This is a genomic window from Allopusillimonas soli (genome assembly GCF_004153445.1).
GTDB lineage: Bacteria > Pseudomonadota > Gammaproteobacteria > Burkholderiales > Burkholderiaceae_B > Allopusillimonas > Allopusillimonas soli.
On sequence record NZ_SDQC01000003.1, the window covers coordinates 229,417 to 243,131 of the forward strand.

The window sequence follows — 13,715 nt, forward strand, 5'->3', positions numbered from 1 at the left end:
GGGCTGTATCTGTGCGCGGAAAAACGGTTTCCGTTCTTGAGAGGTGGCTGACTGGAGGCATTGCCGTGGGTATTGACCGGTTATGGTTGTGTTGCGCAAGGACGGGGCTTGCCCTTTTTACAGCGGAGAGCGCTATGCCGCTGCCTGTGCGGGTTCGAGGAAAGCATAGATTTTAATGCAGGCTTTGTGCCACACTAGCGCGATGTCCGCCACACCGACCTCTGAAGAACTGCGCGCTTGGCTGCGCCTCTCGCTGGAGCCCGACCTGCCGCCTATGCTGGCGCGCCATCTACTGACCGCCATCGGCCTGCCCCAGGACATTTACGCCGCATCGCTTGCGACATTGTCCCGCAACGTGCCCGATAGTCTCGCACGCCAGATGAAACAACCGCTCGATGAAGGCGCCGAACAGCACATCATCGACACACTGGCCTGGCTTCAGGCGCCTGGGCACCACCTGCTTACACTGGCCGACCCTGGTTACCCGGCCAGCCTGCTCGAAAGCCCCGACCCGCCCGCCGTGCTGTATGTCCACGGTGATCCGGCACTATTGTGCCGGCCTGGCATCGCGGTGGTAGGGGCGCGCAGCGCCACGCCCGGCGGTATGGACAATGCACGCGCGTTTTCGCGTCACCTGGCAGCACGCGGCTGGCCTATCGTGAGCGGCCTGGCCCAGGGCATTGATGCGGCCGCTCACGAAGGCGCGCTGGAGGCAGGGCCGGGCGGAGGCCGTACTATCGCCGTGCTCGGCACAGGCATCGATATCGTGTATCCCGCGGCGCACCGCGCGCTGGCGCATCGCATCGCAGCGGAAGGAGCGCTCGTCACCGAATTCCCGCTCGGCACGCGCGCTGTCCGGTTTCATTTCCCAAAGCGCAACCGCATTGTGGCTGGCCTTTCGCGAGGCGTGCTGGTCGTTGAAGCCGCGCGTCAGAGCGGCTCGCTGATCACCGCGCGGCTGGCTGCCGAAATCGGCCGGGATATCTTCGCCATCCCAGGATCCATACATTCCCCCCTTTCTCGTGGCTGCCACGCATTGATACGCCAGGGCGCCCGCCTCGTCGAATCAGAGCAGGACATTCTTGAAGAACTGATGGGGCCTGCGTCATCCGGCGCCATCAGCTCCGCATCAATGCGGGAGACCGCCCATGCATCCCGCTCCCGGCCAACCGGGCAGGCGGAGCTTGCAGGCATCGCGCCGCTGGGGAAGGACACGGACCCAGCCATACAGCATGTGCTGTCGGCGCTCGGGCATGATCCTGTACATATGGATATACTGGCGGCGCGCACTGGCCTGGATATGCCGCGCTTGAACAGTGCCCTGCTGTCCCTCGAACTGGCCGGCCGCATCAGCCGCCTCGCCGATGGCCGCTATCAACAGCGCTGACCCGCCCCGGCAGCGCACGGTGCGCCCCGCAACCCGCCCCAGCACAGGTAACCAGAACCATGTTTCAAACGCCCTCACCCGAAGAACACGCCCAGTTGCTGCGGGAGCTGGGCCCCTTGCCGGTGCAGGGCATGGCATGGCCGACCTGGATCAAGGTAGCGACGGTCGCAATGGTACTTGCTATTGCAGGATGGATTGTGCGTCTTGCATCCTCACCCGAGCTTGCGCAAATCGGTACGCCAGCGCTGGCCAGTTTTGGCGTTTGTGTGCTGGGTCTGGGTGTGCTTGCCTGGCTGATGGTGAAGTCGCAGACACGCATCACGGACGCGGGCATCGAGCAAAGCTGGCTTGGCACCCGGCACATCGCCTGGGAAGAAATCCAGTATGCGAAATTTGTGCCGCTGCCAGGTGCCAAGCGCTTGATTTGCTTTACACGGCGAAATCGCCCCGTGGTGTTCCAGGGCGGCACGCGCGCGCTACACATCGCCTTTGCGCGCATTGCCGTCACCTACCGGCGGCGGCGCTAGTCAGCGCGGCGACCGGGCCTGCGCCGCCAGCCAGGCCCTGTGCTCCGGCTAGCGAATAGGCAGGCCGTACATCAGGCCGCCATTCGTCCACAACGCGTTCAGTCCGCGCTGTATCTTCAGCGGACTGCCCTGGCCTACGTTGCGCTCAAAGCTCTCTCCATAATTACCCACTTGCTTGATGATGTTGTAGGCCCACTTTTCGTCCAGCCCCATGTTCTTGCCCGACCCAGCCGTCACGCCCAACAGACGCATCACATTGGGGTTGGTGCTCTTGAGCTGCTCGTCGACATTCTGCGAGGTGACGCCCAGCTCCTCGGCATTGATGAGCGCCTGGAGCGACCATTTCACGATATTGAGCCACTGATCGTCGCCCTGGCGTACAAATGGGCCCAGCGGCTCCTTGGAAATGATTTCCGGAAGCACCTGATAGTCGTCGGGACTGGACAGCTTTGAGATGCGGATGGACGCCAGGCCCGACGCATCGGTGGAAAAGACGTCGCATCGGCCTGCGGCAAACGCATTTACCACTTCATTGAACTGCTCTATGACGACGGGCTTGTATTTCACATTGTTGGCGCGCGCCCAGTCGGCCATGGTGTTTTCGTTCGACGTGCCCGTCTGCATGCAGATCGATGCGCCGTCCAGCTCCTTGGCGCTTTTCACGCCCAGCGAGCGTGGCACCAGAAAGCCCTGGCCATCGTAGAAATTGACCCCCGCGGAAATGGCGCCCAGGGCCGTATCGCGCTGCTGCGTCACGGTGGTGTTGCGCGCAAGCAGATCGATCTCGCCTGACTGCAGCGCTGTAAACCGCTGCTGCGAATTGAGCGGAACCGGCTTGAATTTGCTGGCATCGCCAAATACCGCCGCTGCAACGGCACGGCACATGTCGATATCCAAGCCATGCCAGACACCCTTGGCATCCGGCGCGGAGAAACCCGCAAAGCCGGTTGTGACGCCACACCGCAGTACTCCGTTCTGCTTCACGGCATCCAGCGTGCCGGCCTGGGAGGCCTGCAGACCCAGCATGAGCGCAACTGCGCCCAGCGCGTACTTGAACTTGCGCATAGCATTCCCCTTGTGTGGAAAGTTGTTGTTTCTGACGCATGTTACTGCATCACATCATGGCCACACAGCAGAAGCTTATAAGCAAGGCCAAGACTTGGCCGGCAGCCTAATCGTAACTGCGCGCATCCTCGATGACCTTGCCATCGTTGGGCAACGAGCCTGGCGCAACCGGCTCAATCTCGGCACGCAATTTTGTCAGCTCCCGCACCGAATCAGCAAGCCGCGTCAGATGCGCCGGGTCCGGCTCAGCAATCTCCGCCTTCATCACCATGACATCGTGTCCCATGGCACCGGTAACCACCAGCCGCGCGCGGCGCACCTCGGGGTGACGGGCAAGCACATCGGCGACCTGCCCCGGATGCACGAACATGCCCCGCACCTTGGTGGTCTGGTCTGCGCGTCCCATCCAGCCGCGAATCCTGAGGTTGCTACGACCGCACGGAGATCTGCCCGGCAGTATGGCCGACAGATCGCCCGTCCCGAACCGCAGCAGGGGATAATCGGGGTTCAGGGTGGTCACAACCACTTCGCCCACCTCGCCATCATCGACGGGCTGGCCGGTGCCCGGACGCACAATTTCAAGAATGATGTCTTCGTTCACCACAAGGCCTTCGCGGGCCGAGGTTTCGTACGCCATCATGCCCAGGTCGGCGCTGCCATAAGCCTGGAAGCCGGCAATGCCCCTGGCGCAGAACCAGGCGTGGAGCGAGGGAGGATAGGCCTCCCCCGAAAACATCGCGCGCTGCAACGAAGGCAGCGCCACATTCATCTCGGCGGCTTTCTCCAGGATGATGCGCAAAAAGCTGGGCGTGCCGACATAGCCGTCAGGCTGCAGATCGGAAATGGCCTGGACCTGCAGTTCCGTCTGGCCAACACCGCCGGGAAACACTGTACAGCCGACGGCATGCGCGGCGGTTTCCATCATGGAGCCAGCAGGCGTGAAATGATAAGAGAAGCAGTTATAGACCAGGTCGCCAGGCCGGAAACCCGCCGCGTATAGCGAGCGGGCAAAGCCCCAGTAGTCCGGGCGCCCGCTTTCCGGTTCATAGATGGGGCCTGGCGATGCAAAAACCCGCAGGGCCTCACCCCAGCCGATGGTGGAGAAACCGCCGAAAATACGGCTGACCGGCAGCATGGCATCGCCGCCGCGCGCCTGGCGGGCGGTCAACTGCGCCTGCAGCAACTCGCTCTTGCGTATGACCGGGATATGCGCCAGGTCAGTGCGGCCGCGAATGGCAGCGGCATCAACGCCCTGCAGCTGCTGCGCTATGGCAGGCGCGCGGCGGCGCGCCCGCTCCAGCGCAGCAGGCAAACGGGCAAACAGATCCCGTTCCCGCTGTTCCAATGCAATTGTTTCGCGTTCCTCGTAATAGCTTTCCATATATCCTTCCTTGCGAGCTTGGTCTCGCTCAGCCCGGGGCCAGGCCGGCCCGAGGCGCTGTCAAGCATCCCTCGCTCCGCCTGTCAGGCCAGCCAGCGCTTGCGCCGGCGATAAAACTTCGTGTCGCGAAAACTCTTGCGGCCACCGCCGGAGACACCCAGGTAGAACTCTTTTACGTCCTCATTCTGGGCAAGCGAGGACGCCTCGCCATCCATCATGACCCGACCGTTCTCCAGGATGTAGCCGTAGTCGGCATAGCGCAAGGCAATGTTGGTGTTCTGCTCGGCCAGCAGAAAACTCACGCGCTCGCGTTGATTGAGATCGCGCACGATTTCGAAAATCTCCTCCACGATCTGCGGAGCCAGGCCCATCGACGGCTCATCCAGCAGGATCATGCTGGGATTGGCCATGAGCGCACGTCCAATAGCCGTCATCTGCTGCTCACCGCCCGAGGTGTAGCCGGCTTGGGTGCCGCGACGCTGCTTGAGCCGCGGAAAATACTGATACACCTTTTCCAGAGAGGCATCCAGATCGCCGCGCCCAAGACTGCGGGTATAGGCGCCGGTCAACAGGTTTTCCTCGATGGTGAGATGCGCAAAACAATGGCGTCCCTCCATCACCTGCACCACGCCGCGCTTGACAAGGTCGGCGGGCGTCAGGCGGTCTATGCGCTCGCCGCGATAATCGATGCTGCCTTTGGTGACATCGCCCCGCTCGCCCTTGAGCAGATTGGAAATGGCGCGCAGGGTGGTCGTCTTCCCGGCTCCGTTCGCACCAAGCAGCGCCACGATCTGGCCCACGGGCACGCACAGCGAAACACCCTTCAGGACCAGGATCACGTGGTTGTATATGACCTCGATGCCGTTCACGTTCAACAGGATGTCATCCTCGCTCGCGCCGCGGTTGCCGCCCGGCACCAGGGGAGACTGGACGTTCGCATTCATGGGCAATTCCTGACTGGGTTTATGACGCCGGCCGCACGCAGTGGCGGCGCAGCCGGCCTCTGGCCGAAAGGCTGGGATGGACGACAATCGCCATCCCGCCCCTCTGGTGCGCTTGTCGCCGCGCGATCAGGACTCCTTGCTGCAATCGCGCTTTTCAAGCTTCTTCTCCGCCGCGTACTTGGCACCCAATTCCTTCACCAACGGCTCGATGAAGTCCTTGTTGGACTGGTACCAGTCGGACACCACGTTGAACTTCTTGCCGTCCCACTGGATGATGCGTGCCCAGTCGTCACCCATATGATTGCTGCAGCTTGTCTGCACCGGCCTCATCAAGTTGGCGAAACCAAGCTCTTCCAGGCGCTCCTTGGTCAAGTCCAGGTGCTCCATGCCCCATTGCACTTGCTCGGGCGTCATGTGCTTGCCCTTGCCAAAGTGCGCCTGGGCTGTGCGGATGGACTCGACCTGCAGCATGGAGATCATCAGGCCGCGCGTATAGCCGATAGTGCCGAAATACTTGCCGTCGGTATCGGTGCCCAGTCCCTTGTCGTACAGGTATTTCTTCAGGTCCTCATGCACCCGGCCGTGATCCGCGCTGTTGTGTATCGTGATGCCGTTGTAGCCCTTGGCCACGTCGCCCAGATCCTCGACATCGTTTTCGGAGCTCGCCCACCATATGCCATACATCTTGTCGCGCGGATAGCCGATGGCCTGCGCCTCGCGGATGGCGGTGGGCGTCATGATACCGGCGCTCCAAAGCAGAATGAAGTCGGGGCGTGTGCGCCGCACCTGCAGCCAGGTGGACTTCTGCTGCACGCCCGGCGCGGTGACGGGATAAAGCAGCAGCTCGAAGCCATTGGCCTTTGCCCGTGCTTGCAGTAGCGGGATCGGTTCCTTGCCGAAAGGCGAATCATGATAGATAAGCGCGATCTTCTTACCCTTGAGCTTGTCCTCGCCACCGAGCTTCTTGGCGATATCCTGGATCATGACATCGGCGGCGGTCCAGTAGGTGCCAAGCAATGGGAAATTCCACTTGAACACCGAGCCATCTGCCGACTGCGACAGGCCATACCCCACTGTCAGCACCGAAACATGGTCATTGAAGGCCTTGTCGGTCACGGCGAACGTAATGCCTGTTGACTGGGTGTCGAAGCTGGATGCGCCGCCATTCTTGTCTTTCAGCCGCTCATAGCATTCGACGCCGCGATCCGTGGCATAGCCGGTTTCGCATTCCTCATAAGTGATCTTCACGCCGTTGATGCCGCCATCGCGCTCATTGACCAGCTTAAGGTAATCCATCTTGCCGTCGGCCCAGGGTATGCCCAAAGGCGCAAACGAGCCCGTCCGATAGGCCAGCAGCGGAATGAACTGCTGCTCGTCCGCCGCGGCCGCTGGCGTGGCGGTCGCGGCAAGGGCTGCCCCTGCCGCCAGAAGCGCTGCCGCAAATTTCAGTTGTATCTTCATCTCCAATCCTCCATTGTGTTGCTTGTTGTGCTGCACGTTGTAATTCCTACCCCGATGCCGGACGCCGCACTGCAGGCGCACCGGCCATGGGAAAGCGTTTGCGCATCAATGCGGAAACGGCCAGATGCGCAGTTTCTCCTTGCCTATGCTCCAGAGCCTCGCCAGACCGTGAGGCTCGGCGATGAGGAAAAAGACAATCAATGCCCCGAATACGATATGTTCGATGTGGGACGCGGTATCCACGGCGATGCTCAAGCCGAAAGTGTGCGGAATATTGGTGAGCAACACCGGCAACAGCACCATGAAAGCGGCACCGAAGAAACTGCCCACGATGGACCCCATGCCACCGATGATCACGATGAACAACAATTGCAGCGACCGTCCCAGATCAAAGGCCAGGGGCTCCCATGATCCAAGGTGGATATAGGCCCACAGCGCGCCCGCCACGCCGATGATGAATGAGCTGACCGCAAAGGCAGACAGCTTGGCATACATGGGTCGTATGCCTATCACCGCCGCAGCCACGTCCATGTCGCGAATGGCCATCCACTGCCTGCCGATGGCGCCGCGCACCAGATTCTTGGCCAGCAACGCGAACACCGCCACGAAAAACAGAACGAACAGATAGCGCTGGACGGGCGTCTGGACAGGTAGCCCGAAGGCATGCAACGCCGGCACCGAGACGTTGCCCGATGCCGAATAATTGGTGAAATAGGGGATGCGCAAAAAGGCCCAATCGACGAAAAACTGGGCCGCCAGCGTGGTCACCGCGAGATAGAGCCCGCGTATGCGCAGGCTGGGCACACCGAACACGATACCCACCAATGTAGCGAAGACGCCTCCCAGAAGAATCTGCCCGACCAGGGGCATCCATGGCAGGCGCACGCCGAAGTTCCAGGCCGCGTAGGCGCCCACCGCCATGAAGGCGCCCGAGCCGATGGAGATCTGTCCACAATAGCCGACCAGGATATTCAGGCCTATGGCCGCCAGAGACAGAATGAGAAACGGAATGAATATGGCCTGGAGAAAATAGTCGGAAGCCATCGCCGGCACAAGCACAAACGCCGCCAGCAGCACGGCCAGCATGAAGACCCGGTCCTGGCGTATGGGAAATATCTGCTGGTCGGCACGGTAGGTGCTTTTGAACTGGCCGTTTTCACGATAGAACATAGTCGGTTCCCGAATTGTCTTTCTGTTCTGTCCGGGTCAGACCCGGTCGATGATCTTTTCGCCGAACAGACCTTGCGGCCTGAACAGCAGGAACACGAGTGCCAGCATGTAAGCGAACCAGATTTCGATTCCGCCGCCGACATAAGGCCCGATATATACCTCCGACAGCTTTTCCCCCATGCCGATGATCAGTCCTCCGATAATGGCGCCGGGCACCGAGGTCAGCCCGCCAAGAATGACCACGGGCAGCGCCCGCAGGGCCGCAGTGGAAAGCGTGAATTGCACGCCAAATTTCGACCCCCACACAATGCCGGCCACCAGCGCCACGAGTCCGGCCACCGTCCACACCACAACCCATATGCGATTGAGCGGGATGCCGATGGATTGCGCAGCCTGGTGGTCATCCGCCACCGCACGCAGGGCGCGGCCTACGGTGGTGTACTGAAAAAAGAAGGCCAGCACCGCCACCAGCAAGGCCGCGATCACTGCAGCGGTCAGGTCCTCCATGCTGATGAGTACACCGCCCTCAAACACCGATTGCAGGATGAACACCGGATCCTTGGGCAGGCCAACATCGATGGTGTACACACTGCTGCCAAAAATGAGCTGCCCTATGCCGTCCAGGCAATAGCTGATTCCTATGGTGGCCATGAGCAGCGTCGTGCCTTCCTGGTTAACCAGATAGCGCAACACCCAGCGCTCAATGATGACAGCGATGATCCACATGAACACGGCCGTCAGGACAAAGGCCAAGATATTGGCAAGCAGCAAACTGTCCGAGCCCAGCCACGCATCAATCCAGCCAGAGAGTCTTGCCATGCACAGCGCGGCGATCAGCACCATCGCCCCTTGTGCGAAGTTGAATACACCGGATGCCTTGAAGATCAGCACAAAGCCCAGTGCTACCAGTGCATACAACATGCCCGTCATCAGACCGCCAAACAGGGTTTCCAGAAAAAATGCCATGTCTTGCGCCCCCGCTCAGTGGCTGGCGCCGAGATAGGCGCGAATGACTTCGGGATTCTGGCGTACCGAACCAGGGTCGCCATCGCCTATCTTCTTGCCATAGTCCAGTACCACCACGCGGTCCGATATATCCATGACCACGCCCATGTCGTGCTCGATCAGCACAATCGTCGTACCGTACTCGTCGTTCACATCCAGAATGAAGCGGCTCATGTCCTGCTTCTCTTCTATATTCATGCCCGCCATGGGTTCATCCAGCAGCAGGATGCGGGGCTCCATGGCCAGCGCCCGGCCCAGGTCCACCCGCTTCTGCAGCCCGTAAGGCAGACGCCCGACCGGCGTCTTGCGATAGGCCTGGATTTCAAGAAAATCGATGATGCGCTCGACGAACTCGCGGTGCGCAATCTCTTCCCGCTCGGCCGAGCCCAGACGCAGAGCCTGCGCGAGGATGCCACTATTCATGCGCAGATTGCGGCCGGTCATGATGTTGTCAAGAACGCTCATTCCCTTGAAGAGCGCCAGGTTCTGAAACGTGCGCGCAATACCCATTTCGGCGGCGCGGCGCGGATTCATCTTCGCGAAGCGCTCGCCCTCGAGCATGATCTCCCCCTCCTGCGGCGTATAGACGCCATTGATGACATTGAGCATGGAGCTCTTGCCGGCGCCATTGGGGCCTATGATGGCGCGCACTTCATGTTCGCGCACATCGAAGGAAATATCTGTCAGCGCTTTTACTCCGCCAAAACGCAGGGAAATGTTCTTCATATCGAGGATGACTTCCCCGATGCGTTGCTCACGGACACTGGCACTCATGCAGCCTTCCTGGTTTCGATGGTGTGCATCCTGGCCTGCATGATGCGCAAGTCGGCTGCTATCCTGCCGGTACGACCATCCTCGAATTTGACTTCGGTCTCAATGTACTGGCCTTGCCGGCCCGCAAACAGCGCCTCGACCAGCACGGCATACTTCTGTGCAATAAAGCCGCGACGAACCTTGCGCGTGCGCGTCAGTTCGTCATCGTCAGGATCAAGTTCCTTGTGCAGTATGAGAAAGCGCGCGATCTGTGACCCGCACAACCGGGGATCGGCCGCCAGGTCGGCATTGACCTGATCGATGCAATCATGGATCAGCGCATAGACCTCGTCCTTACCCGCAAGATCGGTGTAGCCCGCATAGGGCAAGCCACGGCGCTCGGCCCAGTTGCCCACGGCCTCCAGGTCAATATTGATGAATGCGCACACTTCCGGCATACCATTGCCGAAGGCCACCACTTCCTTTATATGAGGAAAGAACTTGAGCTTGTTCTCGATGTACTTCGGCGCAAAGAGGCTGCCGTCAGCCAGCTTGCCAACATCCTTGGCGCGATCAATGATCTTGAGTTGGCCGTCCTCGTCGAGATAACCCGCATCGCCCGTGTGATACCAGCCGTCGTCGGTGAAGGATTCGGCCGTCGCCTCGGGGTTGCGATAATAGCCTGAGAACAGGCCGGGACTGCGCACCTGAATCTCGCCATTGTCGGCCACGCGAATCTCGACGCCCTTGACGGGCGGCCCCACCGTGTCCGCGCGCACATGCCCATCCGCTTGCACGCATACAAAGACCGAAGTCTCCGTCGAGCCATACAACTGCTTCAGGTTGACACCGATGGATCGATAGAAAACAAACAAATCAGGCCCGATGGCCTCGCCCGCGGTGTAGGCAACCCGCACACGGCTCATGCCCAATGCGTTGCGTAACGGCCCGTATACGAACAGATTGCCCACGGCATACTTGAGGCGGTCCCATGTGCCGACCGTACGATCGCCATCCAGGATGCGCACGCCCACGCGGCGGGCAAGGCCCATGAATACATGAAAAAGCTTTCTCTTGATGGCATGGGCATCCTCCATGCGTATCATCACGTGAGTCAGCAGCCCCTCCAGCACGCGCGGCGGTGCGAAGTAATACGTGGGCCCGATGTCATGCATATCGATCGACACCGTATCGGGCGACTCGGGATGATTGACCGTAAAGCCCGTTACCAGAAACTGAGTGTACGAGAACATATTCTGGCCTATCCATGCGGGCGGCAGATAGGCGAGCACATCCTCGCGGTCGGACAGATTTTCAAGTTCCTGGATTGCGCGTGCGCGGTCAATCAGTGCATGATGCGAAAGCACGACGCCCTTGGGCTTGCCTGTGGTGCCCGATGTGTAGAACATGGCTGCGGCATCCTGCGGATCGATGGCTGCCATGGCCTGTTCAACGTAGCCGGGATGCGCCTGGGCAAACTGCTCGCCCAATACAAGCACAGCTTCGAATGAAAGCAGGCGCTCCTCGTTGTAGTTGCGCAGCCCCCGCGGATCATCATAGACAACCTTGGCAAGATCCGGACACCGCGGCGCAATCTCCAGCATTTTGTCGACCTGCTCCTGGTCCTCGACCACCGCGACACGGATACGGGCGTCCTGAAGCACGTACTGCATTTCCTGCGCGACCGCATCCTGGTACAGAGGAACCGGGATAGCCCCCAGGCATTGTGCCGCCATCATGCTCAGGTACAGCCTGGGGCGGTTCTCGCCTACAATGGCGACGTGCTCGCCGGGCTGCACCCCCAGCGATGCAAGGCCATTGGCCAGTGCACAGGCCTGCCTGGCCAACTCGGCCCAGGTCATGGTCTGCCAGATGCCCAGATCTTTCTCGCGCATCGCGGGTCGATCGCCGCGCTCACGGGCATGCTGCATTACCAACCCTGGAAAGGTCTGAGGCCCGGCCTGCGCATACTGCGACGACGACTGTGCCATGGTGTCTCCTCCAAAGCGGCCCACGCAGTTTTCTCTCGATGCGGGGCCTTTATGTTGCAAACTGTTTTGTTGTTCAGTCAGCTGTATGTAAAGATATAAGCTGCTCATGTCTTCAACTGTCGCCGATATGACATTCGCCTACTTTCTAGGGTAAATCCCCATGCATCCGGAACAGACGCTGCAGGAGACCGCTCCCTGGTTTCGCCTGCTCGATCCCGCGCAGCAGGCGCGCGTACTGCACGACGCGCAGTATGCCCGCTATCCCGCCGGCGCGCTCATAGAACGCAAGGGCGAGCGCGCCCATGCCTGGATAGGCGTGCTCGACGGCCTGATCAAGGTATCGGTGGGCAGCCCCGATGGCAAGATGGCTTCGCTCACGGGCGTTCCAAGCGGCGGATGGATAGGCGAGGGTTCCCTGCTCAAGCACGAGGAACGCAAGTACGACGTGGTGGCGCTACGCGACAGCCATATTGCGCGCTTGCCCGAGGCAACATTCAACTGGCTGCTCGACAGCAGCATTCCCTTCAACCGCTATTTGCTGCATCAGTTGAATGAGCGGGTCGGGCAATTCATCGGCAAGGCCGAATACGATCGGCTGCTCGCAGCCGATGCGCGGGTGGCACGATGCCTGGCCGAGCTTTTCAATCCCATGCTGTATCCAGGCATCAGCATGCGACTGGACATCACCCAGGAAGAAATCGGCTATCTTGCCCGCACCTCGCGCCAACGCACCAACCAAGCGTTGCGCACGCTCGAGGACGCGCGGCTGCTGCGGGTGGAATACGGCGCGGTCGAGGTTATCGATCTGGAAGGCCTGCGCCGCTACGGAATCTGATTCCGGGCGCGGCGGCACACCCGCCGACGCGCCCGCGCGGCATCAATCAAGCCGGATATTGGCCGTCTTGATCACCTCGGCCCATTCCTCGCGCTGTGCTTGCGCATAGGCCTTGAAGTCACCGGACGACATGGGCATGGGCTCCACGCCCATGCTTCGGATTTTCCCGTCCACTTCCTGCGACTTCAGCGCTGTCTGCAGCGCCTCGCCCAGGCGGCTTACCGCTTCCTCCGGCATCCCCTTTGGCCCGACCAGACCCTGCCATGCGTAGGCATTGAAATCCTTGACGCCGGCCTCGGCCATGGTCGGCACGTCAGGCAAAAGGGCAATGCGCTCGGGTGTGGCGACGGCCAGGACGCGCAGCTTGCCTGCCTTGATGTTCGACAGCGCGGCCGCCGAATCGACAAACCCCATGTCCACCTGACCCCCGAGCAGATCCTGCAGCGCGGGAGCAGCGCCCTTGTATGGTACGTGCAGAATCTTGACATCGGCTCTTTGCTTGAACATTTCCAGCGCAAGATGATGCGGTGATCCCGCGCCCGCGGACGCCGAGGACAGCTTGCCAGGACTCTTTCTGGCCGCATCGATCACGTCTTGCACCGACTTGAATGGCGACTCCTGGCGCACAGCCAGCATCAGGGGGAATCGAGCCAGCCCGCCGATATACGTGAATTCGTCGGGATCGTAGGACAGCTTCGAGTACAGGGAAGGGTTGTAGGCCAGCGTGCCCGAGTCGGCGGTGCCCACCACGTAGCCGTCGGGTTTGGCGTTCTGCACATAGGTCGCCCCGATAATGGTGGCCGCGCCCGGCTTGTTTTCCACCACGATCGTCTGATCCAGGGATTTCTCCAGCGACGAGGCCACCAGGCGCGCAATGACGTCCGAGCCGCCGCCTGCCGAATAAGGCACAACCCATTGGACCGGTTTCTCAGGCCAGCCCGCAGCTTGGGATAAGGAAGCGGCGCCCAGCAGCGCCACGGCGGCGAGCGCCTGCAGTTTCTTGAACATGTACGGTTACTCCAGAAAGTGTCTGAACAATGGCACGATCAACGCGCCGGCACGAGAAAGTATGGCTCCATAAGCGAAGGGGCGGAATCGGGATTGCCCCTCGGACGGGTTTTTAATACGTCCCCTTGTAAATTTACGGCACAAAAATAAGGGACGCTACATTGGGGTGATTTAGAATAACGCTATCG

At 60.7% G+C, this 13,715-nt stretch carries 12 protein-coding genes; 3 read left to right on the plus strand and 9 right to left on the minus strand.

Annotated elements, in window-relative coordinates; all coding sequences use genetic code 11:
* Positions 1 to 202: 202 nt before the first annotated feature.
* Both dprA and ERD78_RS10915 read left to right on the plus strand, forming a co-directional pair.
* Entirely contained in the window at positions 203 to 1,387 is a 1,185-nt protein-coding gene (dprA, locus tag ERD78_RS10910) for a DNA-processing protein DprA (RefSeq protein WP_129969698.1), read from the plus strand.
* Positions 1,388 to 1,446: 59 nt separating this feature from the next.
* Positions 1,447 to 1,914: a hypothetical protein gene (locus ERD78_RS10915; RefSeq protein WP_129969328.1), complete on the plus strand. Its 468-nt coding sequence runs from the start codon at positions 1,447 to 1,449 to the stop codon at positions 1,912 to 1,914.
* 48 nt (positions 1,915 to 1,962) lie between these two features.
* On the opposite strand, the gene ERD78_RS10920 is transcribed toward ERD78_RS10915, so the two are convergent.
* From ERD78_RS10920 to ERD78_RS10955, 8 genes are all read right to left on the minus strand, one after another.
* A complete protein-coding gene (locus ERD78_RS10920; RefSeq protein ID WP_129969329.1) occupies positions 1,963 to 2,979 on the minus strand; it encodes an amino acid ABC transporter substrate-binding protein in 1,017 nt (338 codons plus the stop codon).
* A gap of 106 nt (positions 2,980 to 3,085) precedes the next feature.
* A complete protein-coding gene (locus tag ERD78_RS10925) occupies positions 3,086 to 4,360 on the minus strand; it encodes a phenylacetate--CoA ligase family protein (RefSeq protein ID WP_129969330.1) in 1,275 nt (424 codons plus the stop codon).
* Between the two features lie 83 nt (positions 4,361 to 4,443).
* Positions 4,444 to 5,304 (minus strand): ABC transporter ATP-binding protein, encoded by an 861-nt coding sequence (locus tag ERD78_RS10930; protein WP_245152435.1) that lies wholly within the window; start codon positions 5,302 to 5,304, stop codon positions 4,444 to 4,446.
* Positions 5,305 to 5,430: 126 nt separating this feature from the next.
* Complete coding sequence (locus tag ERD78_RS10935) at positions 5,431 to 6,771, minus strand: ABC transporter substrate-binding protein (protein WP_129969700.1); 1,341 nt, start codon at positions 6,769 to 6,771, stop codon at positions 5,431 to 5,433.
* Positions 6,772 to 6,870: 99 nt separating this feature from the next.
* Positions 6,871 to 7,935, minus strand: coding sequence for a branched-chain amino acid ABC transporter permease (locus ERD78_RS10940; protein ID WP_129969331.1), 1,065 nt, complete (start codon positions 7,933 to 7,935; stop codon positions 6,871 to 6,873).
* 36 nt (positions 7,936 to 7,971) lie between these two features.
* On the minus strand, positions 7,972 to 8,901 hold the full coding sequence (locus ERD78_RS10945) for a branched-chain amino acid ABC transporter permease (protein ID WP_129969332.1): 930 nt from the start codon (positions 8,899 to 8,901) through the stop codon (positions 7,972 to 7,974).
* Positions 8,902 to 8,916: 15 nt separating this feature from the next.
* On the minus strand, positions 8,917 to 9,714 hold the full coding sequence (locus tag ERD78_RS10950; protein WP_129969333.1) for an ABC transporter ATP-binding protein: 798 nt from the start codon (positions 9,712 to 9,714) through the stop codon (positions 8,917 to 8,919).
* Positions 9,711 to 11,684: an AMP-dependent synthetase/ligase gene (locus ERD78_RS10955; RefSeq protein WP_129969334.1), complete on the minus strand. Its 1,974-nt coding sequence runs from the start codon at positions 11,682 to 11,684 to the stop codon at positions 9,711 to 9,713. The genes ERD78_RS10950 and ERD78_RS10955 overlap by 4 nt, the downstream gene beginning before the upstream one ends.
* A gap of 160 nt (positions 11,685 to 11,844) precedes the next feature.
* Between ERD78_RS10955 and ERD78_RS10960 the strand changes: the two genes are divergently transcribed.
* Positions 11,845 to 12,519 (plus strand): Crp/Fnr family transcriptional regulator, encoded by a 675-nt coding sequence (locus ERD78_RS10960; RefSeq protein WP_129969335.1) that lies wholly within the window; start codon positions 11,845 to 11,847, stop codon positions 12,517 to 12,519.
* Positions 12,520 to 12,561: 42 nt separating this feature from the next.
* Here the strand turns inward: ERD78_RS10960 and ERD78_RS10965 are convergent, their stop codons facing one another.
* Positions 12,562 to 13,527 (minus strand): Bug family tripartite tricarboxylate transporter substrate binding protein, encoded by a 966-nt coding sequence (locus tag ERD78_RS10965; protein WP_129969336.1) that lies wholly within the window; start codon positions 13,525 to 13,527, stop codon positions 12,562 to 12,564.
* Positions 13,528 to 13,715: the final 188 nt, after the last annotated feature.

Bases quoted from the DNA above. Each gene is read 5' to 3' on its own strand.
- ERD78_RS10965 (WP_129969336.1), bottom strand. From the start codon at position 13,527: ATGTTCAAGAAACTGCAGGCGCTCGCCGCCGTGGCGCTGCTGGGCGCC.
- ERD78_RS10955 (WP_129969334.1), bottom strand. From the start codon at position 11,684: ATGGCACAGTCGTCGTCGCAGTATGCGCAGGCCGGGCCTCAGACCTTT.
- ERD78_RS10945 (WP_129969332.1), bottom strand. From the start codon at position 8,901: ATGGCATTTTTTCTGGAAACCCTGTTTGGCGGTCTGATGACGGGCATG.
- ERD78_RS10930 (WP_245152435.1), bottom strand. From the start codon at position 5,304: ATGAATGCGAACGTCCAGTCTCCCCTGGTGCCGGGCGGCAACCGCGGC.
- ERD78_RS10915 (WP_129969328.1), top strand. From the start codon at position 1,447: ATGTTTCAAACGCCCTCACCCGAAGAACACGCCCAGTTGCTGCGGGAG.
- dprA (WP_129969698.1), top strand. From the start codon at position 203: ATGTCCGCCACACCGACCTCTGAAGAACTGCGCGCTTGGCTGCGCCTC.
- ERD78_RS10925 (WP_129969330.1), bottom strand. From the start codon at position 4,360: ATGGAAAGCTATTACGAGGAACGCGAAACAATTGCATTGGAACAGCGG.
- ERD78_RS10920 (WP_129969329.1), bottom strand. From the start codon at position 2,979: ATGCGCAAGTTCAAGTACGCGCTGGGCGCAGTTGCGCTCATGCTGGGT.
- ERD78_RS10960 (WP_129969335.1), top strand. From the start codon at position 11,845: ATGCATCCGGAACAGACGCTGCAGGAGACCGCTCCCTGGTTTCGCCTG.
- ERD78_RS10940 (WP_129969331.1), bottom strand. From the start codon at position 7,935: ATGTTCTATCGTGAAAACGGCCAGTTCAAAAGCACCTACCGTGCCGAC.
- ERD78_RS10950 (WP_129969333.1), bottom strand. From the start codon at position 9,714: ATGAGTGCCAGTGTCCGTGAGCAACGCATCGGGGAAGTCATCCTCGAT.